The following is a 20,206-nucleotide window of genomic DNA, read 5'->3' on the forward strand; positions in this document are numbered from 1 at the left end:
TACACCTCATTTCAATCAAAAAATATGACTAAAAAACTCAGTGTCGCATTGATTCAATCAGATTTAGTTTGGGAAAATCCAATAGCAAATAGAATGTCTTTTGAAGAAAAAATAAAAGGGATTACAGCAAAAGTAGATCTAATTATACTCCCAGAAATGTTTACTACCGGGTTTACTATGAATGCTAGTGAAAATGCTGAAACTATGGAAGGTGAAACCATTCAATGGATGAAAGGAATAGCAACTACTTTAGATGTAGCTGTTATTGGGAGTATTATAATTAAAGAGCATGAAAATTATTATAATAGACTTCTTTTTATTCACCCATCTGAAGAGATTGAAACATATAATAAGAAACATACATTTACATTAGCAAAAGAGCATGAAACATACACTGCTGGTCAAAATAATATTTTAATTGAGTTCAAAGGTTGGAGAATTCGCCCATTAATTTGTTATGATTTACGTTTTCCTGTTTGGGCAAGAAACACTGATAACTATGATGTACTATTATATATTGCAAGTTGGCCAAAACCTAGAATTAATGCCTGGGATTCATTGTTAAAAGCAAGAGCTATTGAAAATATGAGTTATACTATAGGAGTGAATAGAGTAGGGGTTGATGCAAATAATTATGAATATTCAGGAAATTCTATTTGCTATGATACTTTGGGTAATTGCTTGGCTAAAAGTGATAAAGGAGAAGAATCGATTTTAATTGTTGAGTTAGATAAGCAAGTACAAAATAATTATAGAGATAAATTTCGCTTTTTAGAAGATGGGGATGCTTTTCGGTTTATATAGAGTAGGTAATGTAATAGTTGTTTAGATGATTCTACAATGTAATTATCATATTTAATTTTAAACTATTTTTGCTGATGCTACGTTGTTAAGGTATGATCAAAAAAATCTTTTGTGTTTTGTGTTTTTTAATCGGTGTTGTTGCATATGCACAAACAAAACCAAAAGAATTTCGTTTAAAAAAAATACAAGTAAAAAAAGATACAGTTCAAATTGATAGTGTAAGTATTAATCCAACATACTTCAAAATTCTTTCTAAAGAAGGTAGTCTTATAAATCCATCAAACTATAAAGTTAATTTTGGGTTGTCTCAACTGATTATTGATAAAGAAAAGTATCCAGAAATAACCATAGAATATTATCGATATCCAGAATTTATAACAAAAGAGTATTCTCCTTTTGACAAGCGATTAATTGTAGAAAACACTAAAAATACAGGGAAGCTATATAGTGAAACTACGAATAAAAAAACTTCGGAGGTTCGCTTTTTTGATGGTTTAACAACACAAGGTTTTATTACCAGAGGAGTTACTGGAGGGAACAACCAAAATGCAGTAACAAACTCATCGTTAGATTTAACAATTTCTGGGAAGTTGTCAGATAAAGTAGGGATTAGAGCAAATATTTTCGACACTAACATTCCGTTACAACAAAATGGGTATTCACAAAAAATCACTGATTTTGATCGGATTTTTGTTGAATTATACAGTAAGAACTGGCGAGTTAAAGGAGGAGATGTAAGTTTAGAGAACAACGATAGTTATTTTTTGAATTTCAATAAGCAAGTTTCAGGAGTTGAGGTAGGGGCGAATTTAAGTGAAAGTACTAACGTTTTAGCGTCTGGCGCTATTGTTCGTGGTAGGTTTTCATCATTTAATTTTGTTGGTGTTGAAGGGAATCAAGGGCCGTATAAAATTTTCGGATCAAATAATGAATCAGCTATTATTATAGTTTCCGGGAGTGATAAGGTGTTTGTGAACGGGGTGTTGTTGCAAAGAGGAGAAAATAAAGACTATACTATTGATTATAATTTAGCAGAAATTAGATTTAATACAACCTATCCTATAACTAATGATATGCGTGTTCGTGTTGAATTTCAATATTCTGATAGAAACTACACTCGATTTATTACTTATGAAAAAGCTCAATATAAAAGTGATAATTTTTCAATAGCTGGTTATTTTTATAATGAGAATGATGCCAAAAGTCAACCCATACAACAAGCACTTACAGATGCTCAAAAACAAATTTTAGCAAATGCAGGTAATGATGTAACTAAAATGATGGCGCCTAGTTTTTTTGCAGATGAATTTTCCGTTAACAGGATTCAATATAAAAAAACAAACATTAATGGAGAGGATGTTTTTGAATATACCACCAATGAGAATGATGAGGTGTTTTCAGTAGTTTTTTCAAATGTAGGAGCTAGTAAAGGAGATTATGTTGTTGATAAAACCATTGCTATTGGAACTATTTATAAATATCTAGGTAAAAACCAAGGAAGTTATAATCCCGTAGTTCAGTTAGTAGCTCCTTCAAAACTACAAGTAGCTGTTGTAAACTCAAAGTATTCACCCTCAGATAAAACAACAATACAAGCTGAACTAGCGTTTAGTGATAATGATGTTAATTTATTTTCAAGTATTGACGATTCTAAAAATAAGAGACTAGCTACGAAGATAGGATGGAATCAACGATTGTTAGATAAGGACTGGAAAATTACCAGTAATGTGAACTACAAGTTTATTGAAAATAATTTTCAAACAGTTCAACGATTTCAAGCGGTAGAATTTAATAGAAACTGGAATTTAGATAATCCAACAGGAAATCAACATGAAATAGGAACGGTCTTAACTGCTCAAAAAAATAAAAACACTACTATTTCTTATGGATTTAATCATTTAAAGTTTAGTAATAATTTTTCAGGAAGTAAGCATATTCTTCAATCAAAGTTGAAATTTGATAGTACTAGTGTATGGGTGAATGGAAGTTGGTTAAAAAATAGTACAAATACTAGAAAAGATAATTTTTTTAGGTGGCAATCAAAAGCTGAACACAGTTTTGAGAAATCATGGTTAGGAGGTTTTGTGGATTTTGAAACCAATAGAAAGAAAATAACGGCTACTAATAATTTTGATATAACAAGTCATCAATTTAAGGAGTATGAAGGATATTATGGAATTGGTGATAGTACTAAAGTTTTTGCGAAATTTGGTGTGAATTATAGAACAAATGATAGTATAAAGAGTAACGCATTTACACAAATTAATAACCGTAAAACTTTTTATATTAATAGTAAAATAATACAGAATGCAACCACAAATTTATCGCTATATGCTAATTATAGATTTACAGAAAACAGATTAGCTGATAATGAAACAACATTGAATTCAAGAGTAGTGTATAATCAACGTTTTTTTAAAAACTTTCTAACATTAGGAACGGCTTATGAAACATCTTCAGGTAATATAGCACGACAAGATTTTATATATGTAAAAACTGAACCAGGTCAAGGGTTTTATACTTGGATAGATTATAATAATGATGGGGAACAACAGTTTAATGAATTTGAAATAGCACAATTTCAAGATCAAGCTACTTACTTAAGAGTGGCGTTACCTAACATACGTTTTCTTGCTACACAACGTGTAAAATGGAAACAATCCATTACTTTAAACCCAAAACAATGGGCTAGTAAAAAAGGATTTAAAAAAGTACTTTCACATTTTTATAATCAAACATATGTAACTATTGATAATGAACGTTTGCGAGCAGAAAGCGGTTTTAACTGGAATCCTTTTAACACCTCTGATGATGGATTGTTAGGGTTGAATTTTAATTTTAGAAATAGTTTGTACTTTAATAGGAATCTTCAATACTTCAGTTGGACATATACATTTGGTAAATCACAAAACAAACAACAATTTTCTGTAGGAAATCAAGAAGGAAATTCATGTATTCATCAATTAGAATTTCAACATAAATTAACAAAATTTTGGTTATTTGAAACACAAGGTTCTGTAGGAGAAAATAAATTGAAAACAGAGAATTTAGCAAATAGAAATTATGAGATTTCAGTAAAAGAATTACAACCTAAATTTACATTTTTATACAATAAAGACCATCGTTTTTCAGTTTATTATCATTATAAGAACAAAGAAAATACTATGTCGAATTTTGAAAAACTACAGCAGCAAAAAATAGGACTTTCTTATTTTTTTATAAGCTCAAAAAAGAATCAAATTAGTGCAGATACCGCTATGTTTTTAAATGATTTTACAGGAAATTCAAATTCACCAGTAGGGTATCAAATGCTAGAAGGACTTCAGATTGGTAAGAACTATACCTGGAACTTGCAATTGAATCAAAAATTAACATCTGTTTTAAATTTATCAGTTTCTTATTTAGGTAGAAAAAGTAAGAATTCAAGTGCAATACATACGGGTACTGTACAATTAAAAGCTATTTTTTAAGTAAGTTTGTGGTATTATAATTGCAGAGTAACAATATTATATTAATTAATAAAAATTTATACATGAAGAAAGTAATTTTAGCAGCTGTAATTTTTATCAGCTCATTTGCAAATGCACAGCAAGAAATAAAGTTGGATATAGCAGATGCTTTAGTGATGAAAACTTTAGAAGTGTCTTATGAATATTATTTAAGTGAACAATCATCAGTTGGTATATCAGCGTTGTTTAATTTTGAAAAAAAGAGTTCAGATTTTAGGTATAATGAAAATGAAATGTTTACGCCATACTTTCGTCATTATTTTACAACGAATCGTAACTGGAATCATTTTGGAGAAATATTTTTAGGAATAAATTCAGGAGAGTCGGCAATAGAAGAAGGAGGAAAAACAATTGGGTATAAAAAGTATACTGATGGAGCTTTAGGAATTGCTGTAGGGTCGAAATATGTATCTAATGGAGGTTTGGTTGTTGGTGCATACGCTGGTTTAGGTAGAAATATGTTTTCTTCTGATTCCTATTCAGTAGTGCCAAGAGTTGGTATTAATGTTGGATACAGATTCTAAGAAAATTATTTAATAAAATATATAAAAGTCCACATTTGTGGACTTTTTTGTTTGTTTCAGAAACTTGATGTTCTGTTTTACGCCAATTTAATTATATACTACTAGAAATTTAAATTGGTATTATACTAGTTATTTTTTGATTTTACTGTAAAATAAAATGATGAGTGGTATTAATCCCTTTTAATGACTTTTATAATATTCATAAATCCAAAACTTAAAATAGCTGGGATAACCCATCCTAAATGGTGTTTTGAAAAAGGAATTAAGTTAGTTACGCTTACTATTTGTTTTTTATCAATAATAAATTGGAGAAAATCAGGAATGCTAAAAATAAAAGTAACTAAAACAACAATTCTAAAAACAATAGGAGTGGCTAGTTTTTTAGGGGCTATATTTAATAAAATCAATACAATGGTAATTGGATAAATAAACATTAGTATAGGAAGAGCTATTACAATAATAGAATGAAAATCTAATTGTCCAATTATAACCCCAAACAAACAACTAATAACCGCTGTAATAACGTATGCTTTTTGTGAGTTTTTAAATAATCCTTTAAAGTAATCGGCAGTACCAGTAATTATTGCAACAGCAGTAGTAAAACAAGCTAAAGCAACTAAAATACTTAAAAATACAGTGCCAATATTACCAAGCGTTGCTATGCTAATTCCTCGCAATAAATTAGCTCTTTGCATATCGTTACTTAGAGTACCGTCAACTAATATTTCGGATCCATAAAAAGCACCTACAGATATTAATCCTGCATATATTATAAAAAGCCCGGTTCCTGCAATGAATCCAGCTTTTTTAATTAATTCTTTTTTATCTGTGTAAGAGGTATACCCTTTTAAATTCAAAGAAATAATAACAACGCCACCAACTACTACAGCTCCAATAGCATCAAAAGTTTGATATCCTTCCAGTAAACCGCTAACAACAGGTGCCGAAAACGTACTAGGATTCATCATCATGTTATTAGAAAATAACCCGATACTAATAACTACTATCAAAATAAGTACAATAAAAGGAGTTAAGTATTTACCAACTAGATTTAAAACTTTAGATCTGTTTAGAACAAAAATTAATACTAAGGCAAAATAGCAACAGCTTGTTAATAGAGGACTTGAACTAAAAAACGGGTGAATTGCAATCTCATGAGTTGCAGAGGCAGTTCTTGGTGATGGAATGGCTATAGAGATGATATAAATAATAATGCAGTAGAGCAAGCTAAAAGTAGGAGATACTTTTTTTCCAAGGTCATATAAAGTACCTTGTAGTTTGGCATGTGCTAAAATTCCTAGGATAGGAATGATAACAGCAGTACTCATAAAACCAAGTGTTACCCAAAACCAATTGTCCCCTGCATTATAACCTAAAAGAGGAGGTAATAATAAATTTCCTGCTCCAAAAAAAAGTGAAAATAGTGCAAAACCTGTAACGAGAATTTCTTTTGTTTTATTCATTTTGAGTACTAATTATTTCTGCCTATTGTTCTAATGAGGCTATCTTTGCCGAAGATAAGTTAAAAATGATTGTAGTATATAAAGGAGTAAATATTTTTTATACAGAAAAAGGAGCAGGTGGTGCTGTTGTGTTGTTGCATGGTTTTTTAGAAAACTCAACAATGTGGGATGGGGCTTTAGAGGAGATTTCCAAGAGAAACCGTGTTATAACGATTGATTTACTAGGACATGGAAAATCAGACTGTTTGGGGTATGTACATACCATGGAAGATATGGCTGAAGTGGTAAAGGTAATTTTAAACCACCTGAAAATTCGTAAAGCTATTTTTATAGGTCATTCAATGGGGGGATATGTTTCATTAGCGTTTGCTGATAAATACCCTAAGAATATTAAAGGAATCTGTTTAATGAATTCAACATCACAAGCTGATGATGATGAACGAAAAGAAATTCGTGAAAAAGCAAATAAAATAGTTCGGAAAAATTTTAGCATGATAGTTAAAATGGCCATAAATAATTTATTTGCTTCAACATCAAAAGAGCTTTTTTTTAATGAAATAGAAAAAGTGTTAAACGAAGCTCTAAAAACTCCTGTAAGAGGTTATATGGCTTCCAATGAAGGGATGCGATTGCGAAAAAACAGAGAAGAAGTTTTAAAGCAAATACCAAAAAGAAGAATTATTGCTGGGAAGCAGACCCTGTTTTAAATTTCGAGTTTATAAAAAGAGAAGCGATAAGAACCAATACAGATTTGAAGGTGCTTGGTAATGGACATATGAGTCATATTGAAAATAAAAAAGAACTGCTTAAAGCCTTGTTAGAATTTATAAAAAGTAAATAAGAAGTCTAGTTGACTTAAATTACAAAGAATAATAAACAACTATATTTGAATTGAACGTTTTTTAGCATGAATGAAATAGATTTAAAATCAATTACTGCCATCATATCCTCTTTTGTTGCTTTATTACTAGCACTATTTATTTTATCAGTTAAGTCAAATAATAAAATTAGCAATAGGTTGTTTAGTGTCTTTTTAATGTTAACAGCTATTGAAATAAGTGGTTTTTATCTTAATTTTTTTGTTACTATTTCTCATCGCATTAATTCAGTAATTAATTTGTTGTATTATCTTCTAACCCCAACTTTTTATCTTTATGTATGTTCAGTTTGTTATTCAAATTTTAAATTAAAATGGAAACATGTATTGCATTTATTACCTTTTATAATTGGAAATATAGTAATGATTCCAAGATTTTATTTTGGAGAGATAGAGGAGGTTGTTGCTCTTAATCAAAATATTATTTTAACTTTTGAGTTAATTTTCACTCATGTTACAATGCATATCCAATCGTTATGCTACTATATTGCAAGTTTTGTAGTAGTGAAACAAGCTAAAAATATTTTTACAGAAAATTTTTCTAATAATGCTATTGAAACCTATAAGTGGCTATATCAAATAGTATTGTTTTGGTTTGCTGTTTTTATAATAGCAACCATAAAAAACATTTTCAAATATTTAGGATATAAAGATGTGTTTTTGTCATCTCAAGTGTTATTGAGCGTTTCTTTATTAATAATGGTTTGTTGGTATGTGTTAAAAGCATTGAGAAATCCTGATTTATTTAGAGGGGTAGATTCAAAAATTATTTTAACTGAAAAATTAATAAAAACAAGTAAGTATTCTATTACAGATGAAAAGGTTCAAAAATTAAAAGATTATATGATAAAGAATGAGCCTTATTTAAATCCATCACTAAGTATTAGAAGTCTTGCAGATGAAATGAAAACTCCAATGCGAGAATTATCTATTTTAATTAACCAAAATTTGAATAAGCATTTTTTTGATTTTGTAAATGAGTATCGAATAAAAAAGGCAATGAATCATTTAGAGGATTCTTCGAATGATCAATTAACAATTCTTGAAATTTTATACCAAGTAGGTTTTAATTCAAAATCATCATTCAACACAGCTTTTAAAAAATACACAAAATTAACACCAACACAGTATAGAAAAAGTTATAAAAAGTAAGTGAAATTATGGAAAAATCATCAATTATAAGTGTTTTAGGTATTATTATAGTATTACTTTTTCTGTTTTTTTCTGTTTTCTTATTTACAGTTAAAACCGAAAAAAAGATAAGTAATTATCTTTTGGCTGCTTTTTTAGTAGTTACAGCAATTGATATCAGTGTGTTTTTTTATACCAACTTTATAGAGCTGCCATTAGCAATAGAAATGTTACGAATAAAGATTTCGAGTTTTAAAGACCCATTACTTTTTCTATATATTTTATCAATTATTTATTCTAATTTCAAGTTAAAAAAAATACACTTAATTTATGCTGTTCCTTGGTTATTAGGTATAATAGTTTTAATGCCAAACTTTTTTTTAGCAGATACAGCTACTAAACTTGATTTTTTTAATAGTTATGATGAAAAACCAGAAGGAAAATTTTTAAATGTTTTTGGATATTTAGTATCTCTAGCTTATCTGTTTTCTGAAATATATTATGTAATTAGATATCGAAAATTATTATTAGAAAATTATACAGATAAAAATGCTTTTAAAAATTACAATTGGCTTAAGCAATTATTAATTTTATTAACCATAGGGCAAATTATCACAGTTATTAAAAACGTTTCGAGGGAATTTTATTCCTCTGAAACTACCGATGTACTTAGGATAGTTACTCTGCTTTTTGGAGTGTTTTTTATATTCTGGTTGGTGTTTAAGGCGTTAAATTCTCCTAAATTATTTAGAGGAGTTGATGTAAACTTAAATACATCAAAAGAAATGAAAAATAATGTAGGTGGTGAAGTTAAAAATAATGAACAAATTAAGCTATTGAAAGATTATATGGATGAAGAAAAACCTTATTTAAATCCTTCATTAACTATTAGAAATCTTGCCGACCAATTAAAAATACCCATGCGAGAATTATCGGTATTAATAAACCAAGATTTAAAACAACACTTTTTCGATTTTGTAAATGAATATCGTATTGAAAAAGCAAAACAGATCTTAAAAGATACTTCGAGAAGCAAACAAACTGTGCTTGAAATCTTATATGAAGTTGGTTTTAATTCAAAATCATCTTTTAATACCGCATTTAAAAAACATACAGGATTAACCCCAACTCAATACAGAAAAAGTTCTGTATATTAAAGGTTTAACGTAAAGTCGAACGTTTTTAAAAAATAGTCGAACTGATTTTTTTAGTCTAAATCAGTTCGACTTTGCGTTTTCGGTCGTATAGGTTTATACACTTGTGCACTTTTGTCTCATCAAAATAAAAACAAAATAAAATGAGACGCTTAATTTTAACTTTTTTAGTATTTGTATCAATAAATACATTTTCTCAAACAATTGTAGGAACTGTAAAAGATGCCACAGAAAATATTGCATTTGCTGATGTTATAATAAAAAACAGCTCAAATAAAATAATAGCAGGAGTAACAACTGATGATGCAGGAAAGTTTAGTATTAAAGTAAAAGAAGGAAGTTACACAATTCTTATTTCTTTTTTAGGTTATGAAAGTTGGAGTAAGCAATTAACTGTTTCTAAAAATTTAAACTTAGGAATAATTACCTTAAATGAAGATGCTGAGACATTAGATGAGGTTGTTGTAAAAACTAAAAAAAGAGTAATTCAAAGAAAAGTAGACAGGTTGGTTTTTAATGTAGAAAAAAGTATTGTAGCTTCAACAGGGAATGGTGTTGATATTTTAAAAGTTTCACCAAGAGTACAGGTTCAGAATGGAGCTATTGAAATTATAGGGAAAGGAGCGTCTAGAATAATGATAAATGGACGAATTTCACCTTTGAGAGGAGAAGAATTGATTGATTTTTTAAGTGGGTTAGGAGCTAATGAGATAAAGAGTATTGAAGTTATTACTACTCCACCAGCAAAGTATGAAGCAGCTGGAGGTGGAGGATTAATTAATATTATCTTAAAAAAAGGAATGCAAAACTCTTGGAAAAACACTACGAATTTAACATACAATCAGAATACGTATAATTATGCTAGTATAAGAAACAGCTTCTTTTTAAATAAAGATAAGATTTCATTGTCTGCTAGTTTAAATGTAACGAAAGGAAGTTTTCTAAATTTTGAAACCTTGCAAATTGCCTATCCATCAAGTTTTTGGAACATGGAAGTTGATAATAAGTCAAAAAAGGATAATGTTTCTGGGCGTTTATTAATTGATTATGAATTGTCAAAAACGTTTACATTGGGAGTTCAGTATCTAGGTAACTTTGGCCAGCCTGATTACTTACCAACAACCACATCGAGTATTTATAATTCAAATAATCAACTAGAAAAGAAACTCGTTAATAAAGGTGATTTTGATATTAATACAACCAATAATAGTTTTAATTTTCATGGAATAAAAAAGTTTGACAATTCTTCGAAAAATATATCTTTTGATGTAGATTATTTTGAGTATACCTCAGATAAAAAACGTGATTTTATTACAGAAACCTTTGATGGAAATGATTCATTTATAGGGGTAAATTCAGCAGGTTTAAACTTATCAATCCAGGAAATTAAAAACGTTAGCACAAAAATAGATGTGGAATATCCTTTAAACAAAGTGAACTTGTTATTTGGAGTAAAAGCTAGTTTTGTTAGTTCTACTAGTAATGCTTTATTTTTTAATGCCATTACTGGAGTTCCTGTGTTAGATAAAAATATTTCTAACGATTTTAAGTATAATGAGAATAATTATGCAGGCTACATATCAGGGAATACTAAATTAAACGATAAGTTAGAATTACAGTTTGGTTTAAGGATAGAGAATACAATGACTAAAGGAATGAACTTGACAATTAATCAGGTAAATAATAATAACTACACTAAATTATTTCCTACTCTTTATATATCCTATTCAAAAGATAACTTTAATAACTTTAACTTTTCATACGGTAAAAGAATAAGTAGGCCTTCTTTTGGTAATTTAAATCCATTTAGAGTGTATGTTAGTGACAATAGTTATAGTGAAGGGAACCCTTTTTTAAAACCTTCTTTTATAGATAGTTTTGAGTTTTCATATTCATACAAGAGAAATTTAACTTCTAGTGTTTTTTTTAATAGTACAAATGAAGGAAGAGGTGCTGTTTTTACTTCAAATGAAGTTAACCAAACTCAAATCATAACGAGAGAAAACTATTATAATCAATACAATTATGGTTTTACAGAAAGCTATTCTTATAATAAAATATCTTGGTGGGAAAGTCAAAATAACATAACTTTTATAGGGTATAATACTACTTTCACTAAAAAAGTGGGTTCACAACCTAAAAATGGATTTGGAGTACGTGTTTCATCAAATAATACATTTTTGCTTTCTGAAAACACAAAATTACAAGTTAACTCTTGGTATAATTCAAAGGTTAGTACTGGTTTATTTAGTGTTGGTCGTATGTATAACTTATCTTTTGGTTTTCAACATAATTTTAAGAAGAGTAATATAAAAATGTCAATTTTTGCAAATGATATTTTAAATACTGCTAGTTTAAATAATTATGAGTCAGTAGTAAACGGGGTGAAACAAACGTATTTTAACAATCCAAGTTCAAGAAATATTCAGTTGGGATTATCATATGATTTCGGAAATAGAAAAGTAAGAGAAAATAAGAGAGGTTTTGGAAATGAAGATGAAAAAAATAGAGCTTTATAAATATGTTTTTTATGGTATAGTTATTGTTTAATTACAGCCTATTTATAACTATAAATTATTACTATTATGAAAAATAAATTATTATTGTTGATTGTTATTGCGTTAAGTGTTTCATCTTTTGCTCAAGAAAAAGAAGTTTCAGTAGAAAAGTCAATATTTGGTGTTCAAGCAGGCTTATTTGGTATTTGGGGATACAATGAAGTTAAACTATCAAATACTATTAGTTTAAGAACTGAGCTAGGAATAAATATGGGTATTTGGGGAGGAACGTCGTATCCAAAAACTGGTTATATTTTATTTCCTACAGTTTCAGTAGAACCTAGATATTATTATAATTTAAATAGAAGGGCTAAGCTTAACAAAAAAACAGCTAATAATAATGGTAATTTCTTTAGTTTAAAAACAAATTTTAACCCTAATTTATTTACAATTTCAAACTATAATAATAGTTATGTACATAATCATATAACAGTAATACCGAAATGGGGATTAAGAAGAAGTTTTGCTAAAAATTTTGAATATGAATTTTCTGCAGGGATAGGGTATGTCTATGATTTTGAAATGAATAAAGGAGGAACAGGTTTAGATTTAGGATTTAGAGTTGGGTATAGATTTTAATAGAAAATTAAAGGTGTTTTCAAAAGCTTTACTAGTTAATAGTAAAGCTTTCTTTTTTTGTATTTTTGCGACCAAATCTGTTTTTTATGAAAGTACACCATATATCTAAAGAAAATTCTATTTTAAATAAGTTCTTATCAGAAATAAGAGATATTTCTGTTCAAAAAGATGCGATGCGTTTTAGAAGAAATATTGAAAGAATAGGAGAGGTTTTAGGATATGAGTTAAGTAAAAAATTAGAATATGCTTCGAAAACAACAGTAACACCACTAGGAGAAAAGAAAAAAGAAGTTCCAATAAATGATGTTGTATTGTGTTCAATTTTAAGAGCAGGGTTACCTCTTCATAATGGCTTGTTAAATTATTTTGATGATGCAGAAAATGCTTTTATATCTGCTTACAGGCATCACCCAAATAATGATGAAACATTTGAAATTGTAGTTGAGTATTTTGCATCACCATCTATAAATGATAAAACATTGTTGTTAATTGATCCAATGTTAGCAACAGGTAAATCTTTAGTAGCAGTTTATGAGGCTATTAAAAAATATGGGAATCCCAAAAAAATACATGTAGTTTCAGTCATTGCTTCATCAGAAGGTGTTGATTATATTAAAAAATATTTTCCTGATAATACTGATTTATGGGTAGCTACTATTGACGAACACCTGAACGAGAAGGGGTACATTGTTCCTGGTTTAGGTGATGCTGGTGATTTAGCATTTGGAGTTAAAGTTTAATATTATAGGAAAAACACGGTAATTGAAGCTATTATAAACACAATGATAAAAATATCAGCAAACCATTTCTTTTGAAATATTTCTAAACCATTGGCTAAAATAACGGATGTTGGAAATAGTAAGAACAAAAATTCAATTCCCGATTTATTAGGAACTAAAACAAATGCAGTTCCAGAAATGATAAGGTGAAATAGAAGTAAAATCCAATTTCTTCTAAAACGGTTAAGAACAGCCAAAGCTTTTGGTGTTTTTAATAATATTGCAAACAGTGTAAAAAGACCAATGAAAATAATTGAGAACAAATAGTTGTTCTCTAAATATAAACTATAATCAAAAGGAATATTCCAAGAAAAAAGCTGAAAAAATCGTTCTAAATCATCATACCAAAAACAATACGTAAAATATAATAAAACAGGCGGGATGAATCCTAGAATAGGAGTTAATAGGGTTTGGTAAGTAAACCTTTGGTGAAGGTATGTTGAAGCATAAAGCAATAAAGCAAAGGGAACTGTATATGGTTCTATAATAAAAGAAATACCTAACCATAAGCCACCATCAAAAAGTTTATGAAAAAGGTTTTTAGATGATTGTAAACTATATACTTTTCTTAAAAAAAGTAATATGGTCAAATTGGCATAAAAAACAGAGTTTATTGTAATGTTGTTTATAAAAAAAACTGTTAAAATAATATAAAAGAGAAAAGCATAAGAGTTATCAAATGTTATTTCATTTTTGGTGACAATAAAAATATAAATAGAAAAAAGAACAATGTATAAAAAGAGTTCTTTAGAAATAGAAAAAAATGTAATGTCCTTTGAAAATAAGGTTACAATATAGTAACTCAAAAAAAGTAGAAAAAGCACTATAAAATTTACAGGCTTAGATTTACTGAAAAAATTGGCTAACATCGATTCTTTTTATATTTTTGCAAACGTAAAGATAATCAAGTTATGTTAGGTTTAAATATTTTTAGATTAATAGGAGATTTTTTTGAGTTCATTTTAACACCATTCAAGTGGTTACGCTTAGAAGTGGCAAAAGCTGATGCTGGTTGGTGGACTTCTAACCTTATAAACTGGGTGTTTTTGTTAGTACTTATCGTTTTGTTAGCGTATTGGATGAAAGAATCTTTACGTTTCAAAAGGGAAGGAATAGAAGACAAAGCTTAATTTCTAAACATATTGGGAAGTAAAAATAAATTGAAACGTTTCAAGGAAAATGATACGTTTTCTAACGTTATTCAGCCTACAAGAGAAGAAGTAATAGGTGATTTCCAATATAAAGGAAAATGGAGAGACTTCTTTAAAAATGATAACCCTATAGTGTTAGAATTAGGGTGTGGTAAAGGAGAATACACAATAGCATTAGCTGAAAAAAATCCTGACAAAAACTTTATTGGAGTTGATATTAAAGGAGCTAGATTTTGGAGAGGAGCTAAAACCGCTATTGAAAACAATATGGAAAATGTTGCATTCATTAGAACACAAATAGAATTAATCGATTTTATTTTTGCCGAAAACGAAGTGGATGAAGTATGGATTACCTTTCCTGATCCGCAAATAAAATATAAACGAACAAAACATCGTTTAACAAATTCAGAATTCTTAAAAAAATATAACCAAATATTAAAAGCAGAAGGAACTATTAATCTTAAAACTGATAGTGAATTTATGCATGGCTATACCTTAGGTTTGTTGCATGGTGAAGGACATGAGATTTTACATGCTAACCACGATGTTTATAAAGATTACTACTCGCCAGAAGAAGTAACAGGTACTCAAACTTTTTACGAAAAACAATATTTAGAGAAAGGAAAACCAATAACCTTCGTCAAATTCAGAGTAAAGTATTAAAATGCTTTAGAATTTTTCTGTTTAATTAAGTTATAAACTTCGTAATATCCTATTATTTTTAATAGGTTTTATAATGTATGTGTTGTTGGTGAAAATAGGTACAACTATTTTTTCGAATAGTATTTATGTTAAAGAGCTTTTTAGTTATTTAAACGTTTAATAGTTTATCAAGAGTAACTTACTTGTTAATTTTTTATCCTAACGGAATTAGTTGCTTCTTGCTTTTTTAATATCGTATTTTTAATGAATGAGTAAATCAGATAGTTTTTTTGAAAGGGTGTATGACGTTGCTCGTCTAATACCTTATGGTAAGGTTACAAGTTATGGAGCTATAGCAACTTATTTAGGAGCGGCTAGATCTGCAAGGATGGTTGGTTGGGCAATGAATAATTCAAGCAATCAAAAAGAAGAAGTTCCCGCACATAGAGTAGTAAATAGAAATGGGGTTCTAACAGGAAAGCATCATTTTAATGGAACTAATTTAATGCAGCAGTTATTAGAAAATGAAGGGATTGAAGTTGTTGAAAGCCAGATACAGAATTTAAAAGATGTGTTTTGGGACCCTTCAGAAGAATTGAGATAAGATTGATGTTAAAACTATATAAAAACTACTTATTGCTCTATAAATATTCCTAATTTAAACGCTTTATTTTCTAAGGGCTAAAACGTATCTTTGTAACTGAGATAAAATAGATATAAACTACTTGTTTAAATCTAGTTGTATAAAGGTAATGACAAAATGAGTTTTAAAAAGCAAGATATATACAAAGCGTTAGAAACAATAACTGCCCCTGGTGAAGGTAAAAGTTTAGTAGAAAACGAGAATGTAACAAATGTTGTAACTTTTGGTGAAGAGGTAATAGTAGATGTTACTATCAATAATCCATCTTTACAGGCAAAGAAGAAAATTGAGGTTGAAATCATGAAAGCAATTCATGAGCATGTTGGTCAAAAGATAGATGTTAAAGTAAATGTAAAAGTTGAAGTAGCACCTAAAGAAAATCCAAACCAAATAAGAGGGAAAGAAATTCCAAATATTCAAAATATAATTGCTATTGCATCAGGAAAAGGAGGGGTAGGAAAATCTACTATAACTTCAAACATGGCAGTTTCATTAGCTAAAATGGGTTTTAAAGTAGGGGTTTTAGATGCTGACGTGTATGGTCCTTCTCAACATTTAATGTTTGATGTTGCTTTAGAAAAGCCTTTAGCAGTGAATATTAAAGGACGTTCAAAAATGAAACCTGTTGAGAGTTATGGAGTTAAATTATTGTCTTTAGGTTTTTTTACAGACCCTAATCAAGCAGTAATTTGGAGAGGCCCTATGGCTTCAAAAGCATTAAATCAATTAATATTTGATGCTGATTGGGGGGAGTTAGATTTTTTATTAATCGATTTGCCTCCAGGTACTGGAGATGTGCATTTATCAATTGTACAAGCATTACCAATTAATGGAGCTGTTGTTGTTAGTACTCCTCAAAATATTGCGTTAGCTGATGCTAAAAAAGGAGTAGCGATGTTTAAACAAGAAAGCATAAATGTACCTGTATTAGGAATTGTTGAAAACATGGCGTATTTTACACCAGCAGAATTACCAGATAACAAATACTATATTTTTGGTCAAGGAGGAGCTAAAAATTTAGCAGAAGATATTGAAACAAAATTTCTAGGAGAAATTCCTTTAGTACAAAGTATTCGTGAAGCTGGTGATGTAGGACATCCAGTAGCATTACAAGAAAACACACCATTATCAGATGCTTTTACTAGCGCAACAAAAGAAATGGTTTCACAATTATTAAAAAGAAATGCAAATTTACCACCAACTGAAGTTGTTAGAATAACAACAATGAGTGGTTGTAGCACAAAATAAGTAGTTATGGTAACAACAGAAACAAGAAATAATGTAGAGAAAGCTTTAGAAGAAATTCGTCCATTTTTAGTAAGTGATGGTGGGAATATAAAGTTATTATCTATAGAAGATGATACAGTAAAAGTTCAATTAGAAGGTGCTTGTAGTGGATGTTCAGTAAATCAAATGACATTGAAAAACGGAGTTGAAGCTACTATTAAAAAATATGCGCCAGAAATTAAAGAAGTGATTAATGTAGCATAGACTGATATTAGGTCAGTTTCTTACTTAAGTTTACGCTTTAAATTTGAATATTTAATTATTAAAAAATATTCCTGTCTTATATTATAAGACAGGAATCTCAGTATAAAAAAGAATATTTTTCCGAAAAAATGATACAAACAGATATATTAATTATAGGTGCAGGACCCACAGGATTATTTACGGTTTTTGAAGCCGGGTTATTAAAATTGAGATGTCATTTAATTGATGCTTTACCCCAGCCAGGAGGTCAATGCTCAGAAATATATCCTAAAAAGCCAATTTATGATATACCAGCCTATCCAGAAATATTAGCAGGTGACTTAACAGACAAGCTAATGGAACAAATTAAACAATTTGAACCAGGATTCACTTTAGGTGAAAGGGCTGACACTATTGAAAAACAGGATGATGGTACTTTTATTGTTACTACAAACAGAGGAACAAAACACCAAGCACCTATTGTCGCTATAGCCGGAGGTTTAGGGAGTTTTGAACCACGCAAGCCACCAATTCCAAATATTGTTGATTTTGAAGATAAAGGAGTTGAATATATTATTAAGGAGCCTGAATTGTATCGAGATAAAAATGTAGTAATTGCTGGTGGTGGTGATTCTGCTCTAGATTGGTCAATATTTTTAACTGATATCGCAAAATCTGTAACATTAATTCACAGAAGAAATGAATTTCGCGGAGCATTAGACTCTGTAGATAAAGTACAAGAGTTAAAAGATGCAGAGAAGTTGATGTTAATTACACCTGCTGAAGTAAAAGGAATTGTTGGCAGTGAAAGAGTAAAAGGTGTTATTGTTGAACAAAAAAATAAAGAACCGTTTACTCTACCCGCTGATCATTTCATTCCATTATTTGGTTTATCTCCAAAATTAGGACCTATTGCTGATTGGGGATTAGAAATTGAAAAAAATGCCATAAAAGTGAACAATTCCTTAGATTACCAAACCAATATTCCTGGTATTTATGCAATTGGAGATGTGAATACATATCCTGGTAAATTAAAGCTGATTTTATGTGGATTCCATGAAGCAACATTGATGTGTCAAAGTGCCTATAAAAGAATTTTTCCTGATAAAAAGTATGTAATGAAATATACTACTGTAGGAGGTGTTGATGGTTTCGATGGAACTCGAAAAGAGGCACCTAAAGCTGTCGTTAAAAAAATAGAGTAACTCATTTTGAGTATAAGTTTGGTTTCAATAAGAGAGTTTTATTATGTAATAATTTAAAAATATGATTGCTTTAAATTTCTTAGTAATTAATCCTTTTGAAAATTTGATTACAAGTTTTGATATTTTTGTTTTAAGTTCATTATTTATTTTGATACATTACCTTAAATGTATAGAAAAGCCTATTAAAATAAAGGATGATATTTCAACGTTAGAGATAGATATGCCTATCTATAATTCTAAAGATATTATTTTACAAGGGAATAATAACTACTTTACAAAAGATAAGAATTCGATTTGGGTTGAATTGTTTGTTGTTGTTTTTGTAGTTATAGTTATGATTACTCCTTTGTATAAATTATTAGGAGTTGAATACTTTTTGTAAAGAAATCTGGTCAGAACCTTTTAACGAAAGGCATTGAAATAGCATATTAATAAAGAAAAGTTGAATTTATATTAAGAATAAAAATAATTGACATTAACTGATTTTATAGAACAATTAGCAAGCGATAGGCTTTTGTATTTTGCTTTACCTGTTTTTTTTATTTCAATGTTGGTAGAATACCAATTTGCAAAAGAAAAGTATCATGGTAAAGACACGGGGGTTTCTTTATTAATGATGGTTTTTTCTGCAATAATTGAATTTATTCCTAAGCTTCTTGCTTTTGTGGTTTTTTTCTATTTGCATGAAATGAGCCCTTTAAGAGATGTTATTCAGCGTCAATGGTGGGCGTGGATTATTTTATTCTTTGCTGATGATTTTGCTTATTATTGGTTTCATCGATTAAATCATGAAGTTCGTTTATTTTGGGCTGGGCATGTACCACACCATTCATCAATACACATGAATTTAGGAACAGCTTTGCGTCAAGGAGTTGGAGAACGTGTTCATAAATTTTTCTTTTGGCTATGGATACCTCTTTTAGGTTTTGATCCATTAATGATGTTTGTTATGATGGGAGTGAGTTTGATTTATCAGTTTTTTGTGCATACTGAATTGGTTGATAAGTTACCTAAGTTTATTGAATTTGTATTTAATACCCCCTCTCATCATAGAGTTCACCATGCTTCTAATATTCGTTATTTAGATTGTAATCACGCAGGAATTTTAATTATTTGGAATCGAATTTTTGGTACATTTTCTAAAGAGCTAACCGATATTGATAAACCAGTGTATGGGTTAACAGTGAATATTGATACATTTAACCCTATTAAAGTAGCAACTCATGAGTATGGAGCTATTTGGAAGGATGTTAAGCGAGCTAATAGATGGAAAGATAAGTTAAACTATATTTTTAACTCACCAGGTTGGAGCCATGACGGAGAAGATAAAAGAGCAAAGGTTTTAAGAAAAAAATTAGAGTAAGAATTATTAAAAAACATGATGCATTTATTACAGATTAACTGTTTTGGAGGAATTTCTTCTTTTAAAAATGAATTGAGTGGTTATGATCTTTTTGTTTTTACAGTTTTATCAATACTTGTATTAGTTTTTCTTTCTTTTTATTATAGAAAAGTTTCAAAGGAACATATAATTAAATTATACGTATGTGGCTCTACATACGATTTAAAAGAGATTCTTTTACAAGATATAACTTCAGAACGAAATTATTTACAGAGAGAGAGTACTTCAATTTGGGTAAAAGCAATTTTTTATTTTTTAATAATAGTAGTTGCTTTAACTACTTTATTTACACTTTTTGGAATACAATGATATACA

At 29.0% G+C, this 20,206-nt stretch carries 20 protein-coding genes; 18 read left to right on the forward strand and 2 right to left on the reverse strand.

Annotated features, from left to right (window positions below):
• Positions 1 to 24: 24 nt before the first annotated feature.
• The 3 genes from ACMFBB_RS12435 to ACMFBB_RS12445 all read left to right on the forward strand — a co-directional run bounded on the left by ACMFBB_RS12435 (position 25) and on the right by ACMFBB_RS12445 (position 4,837).
• Entirely contained in the window at positions 25 to 804 is a 780-nt protein-coding gene (locus ACMFBB_RS12435; protein ID WP_435261099.1) for an amidohydrolase, read from the forward strand.
• A 116-nt stretch (positions 805 to 920) separates the two neighbouring features.
• Positions 921 to 4,274, forward strand: coding sequence for a hypothetical protein (locus tag ACMFBB_RS12440; protein WP_435261100.1), 3,354 nt, complete (start codon positions 921 to 923; stop codon positions 4,272 to 4,274).
• Positions 4,275 to 4,336: 62 nt separating this feature from the next.
• Entirely contained in the window at positions 4,337 to 4,837 is a 501-nt protein-coding gene (locus ACMFBB_RS12445; RefSeq protein WP_435261101.1) for a DUF3575 domain-containing protein, read from the forward strand.
• Between the two features lie 170 nt (positions 4,838 to 5,007).
• Here the strand turns inward: ACMFBB_RS12445 and brnQ are convergent, their stop codons facing one another.
• The gene (brnQ, locus tag ACMFBB_RS12450) at positions 5,008 to 6,300 is read right to left on the reverse strand and encodes a branched-chain amino acid transport system II carrier protein (RefSeq protein ID WP_435261102.1); all 1,293 of its coding nucleotides are present in this window, start codon (positions 6,298 to 6,300) and stop codon (positions 5,008 to 5,010) included.
• Between the two features lie 65 nt (positions 6,301 to 6,365).
• Between brnQ and ACMFBB_RS12455 the strand changes: the two genes are divergently transcribed.
• The 6 genes from ACMFBB_RS12455 (at position 6,366) to upp (ending at position 13,339) form a co-directional block, all read left to right on the forward strand.
• On the forward strand, positions 6,366 to 7,007 hold the full coding sequence (locus ACMFBB_RS12455) for an alpha/beta fold hydrolase (RefSeq protein WP_435261103.1): 642 nt from the start codon (positions 6,366 to 6,368) through the stop codon (positions 7,005 to 7,007).
• 200 nt (positions 7,008 to 7,207) lie between these two features.
• The gene (locus ACMFBB_RS12460; RefSeq protein WP_435261104.1) at positions 7,208 to 8,329 is read left to right on the forward strand and encodes a helix-turn-helix domain-containing protein; all 1,122 of its coding nucleotides are present in this window, start codon (positions 7,208 to 7,210) and stop codon (positions 8,327 to 8,329) included.
• Between the two features lie 8 nt (positions 8,330 to 8,337).
• Positions 8,338 to 9,465 (forward strand): helix-turn-helix domain-containing protein, encoded by a 1,128-nt coding sequence (locus ACMFBB_RS12465; protein ID WP_435261105.1) that lies wholly within the window; start codon positions 8,338 to 8,340, stop codon positions 9,463 to 9,465.
• A gap of 140 nt (positions 9,466 to 9,605) precedes the next feature.
• A complete protein-coding gene (locus tag ACMFBB_RS12470; protein WP_435261106.1) occupies positions 9,606 to 11,981 on the forward strand; it encodes a TonB-dependent receptor domain-containing protein in 2,376 nt (791 codons plus the stop codon).
• Between the two features lie 66 nt (positions 11,982 to 12,047).
• Positions 12,048 to 12,599 (forward strand): hypothetical protein, encoded by a 552-nt coding sequence (locus tag ACMFBB_RS12475; RefSeq protein WP_435261107.1) that lies wholly within the window; start codon positions 12,048 to 12,050, stop codon positions 12,597 to 12,599.
• A gap of 86 nt (positions 12,600 to 12,685) precedes the next feature.
• Positions 12,686 to 13,339, forward strand: coding sequence for a uracil phosphoribosyltransferase (gene upp, locus ACMFBB_RS12480; protein WP_435261108.1), 654 nt, complete (start codon positions 12,686 to 12,688; stop codon positions 13,337 to 13,339).
• Positions 13,340 to 13,341: 2 nt separating this feature from the next.
• Here upp and ACMFBB_RS12485 read toward each other — a convergent pair whose 3' ends face one another.
• Positions 13,342 to 14,247, reverse strand: coding sequence for a DUF6427 family protein (locus ACMFBB_RS12485; RefSeq protein WP_435261109.1), 906 nt, complete (start codon positions 14,245 to 14,247; stop codon positions 13,342 to 13,344).
• Between the two features lie 42 nt (positions 14,248 to 14,289).
• Here ACMFBB_RS12485 and ACMFBB_RS12490 point away from each other — a divergent pair, with 42 nt between their 5' ends.
• The 9 genes from ACMFBB_RS12490 (at position 14,290) to ACMFBB_RS12530 (ending at position 20,200) form a co-directional block, all read left to right on the forward strand.
• On the forward strand, positions 14,290 to 14,508 hold the full coding sequence (locus tag ACMFBB_RS12490; protein WP_435261110.1) for a DUF6341 family protein: 219 nt from the start codon (positions 14,290 to 14,292) through the stop codon (positions 14,506 to 14,508).
• A gap of 12 nt (positions 14,509 to 14,520) precedes the next feature.
• A complete protein-coding gene (gene trmB, locus ACMFBB_RS12495) occupies positions 14,521 to 15,192 on the forward strand; it encodes a tRNA (guanosine(46)-N7)-methyltransferase TrmB (protein WP_435261111.1) in 672 nt (223 codons plus the stop codon).
• Positions 15,193 to 15,439: 247 nt separating this feature from the next.
• Positions 15,440 to 15,775, forward strand: coding sequence for an MGMT family protein (locus tag ACMFBB_RS12500; protein WP_435261112.1), 336 nt, complete (start codon positions 15,440 to 15,442; stop codon positions 15,773 to 15,775).
• A gap of 156 nt (positions 15,776 to 15,931) precedes the next feature.
• Positions 15,932 to 17,062 (forward strand): P-loop NTPase, encoded by a 1,131-nt coding sequence (locus tag ACMFBB_RS12505; protein WP_435261113.1) that lies wholly within the window; start codon positions 15,932 to 15,934, stop codon positions 17,060 to 17,062.
• Positions 17,063 to 17,068: 6 nt separating this feature from the next.
• Positions 17,069 to 17,305: a NifU family protein gene (locus tag ACMFBB_RS12510; RefSeq protein ID WP_435261114.1), complete on the forward strand. Its 237-nt coding sequence runs from the start codon at positions 17,069 to 17,071 to the stop codon at positions 17,303 to 17,305.
• Between the two features lie 128 nt (positions 17,306 to 17,433).
• Positions 17,434 to 18,489, forward strand: a complete 1,056-nt coding sequence (locus tag ACMFBB_RS12515; protein WP_435261115.1) for an NAD(P)/FAD-dependent oxidoreductase — start codon at positions 17,434 to 17,436, stop codon at positions 18,487 to 18,489.
• 61 nt (positions 18,490 to 18,550) lie between these two features.
• Positions 18,551 to 18,871: a hypothetical protein gene (locus tag ACMFBB_RS12520; protein WP_435261116.1), complete on the forward strand. Its 321-nt coding sequence runs from the start codon at positions 18,551 to 18,553 to the stop codon at positions 18,869 to 18,871.
• Between the two features lie 87 nt (positions 18,872 to 18,958).
• Entirely contained in the window at positions 18,959 to 19,852 is an 894-nt protein-coding gene (locus tag ACMFBB_RS12525; protein ID WP_435261117.1) for a sterol desaturase family protein, read from the forward strand.
• Positions 19,853 to 19,867: 15 nt separating this feature from the next.
• Positions 19,868 to 20,200: a hypothetical protein gene (locus tag ACMFBB_RS12530; RefSeq protein WP_435261118.1), complete on the forward strand. Its 333-nt coding sequence runs from the start codon at positions 19,868 to 19,870 to the stop codon at positions 20,198 to 20,200.
• Positions 20,201 to 20,206: the final 6 nt, after the last annotated feature.

This window comes from Tenacibaculum sp. nBUS_03 (assembly GCF_051201695.1).
Classification (GTDB): domain Bacteria; phylum Bacteroidota; class Bacteroidia; order Flavobacteriales; family Flavobacteriaceae; genus Polaribacter.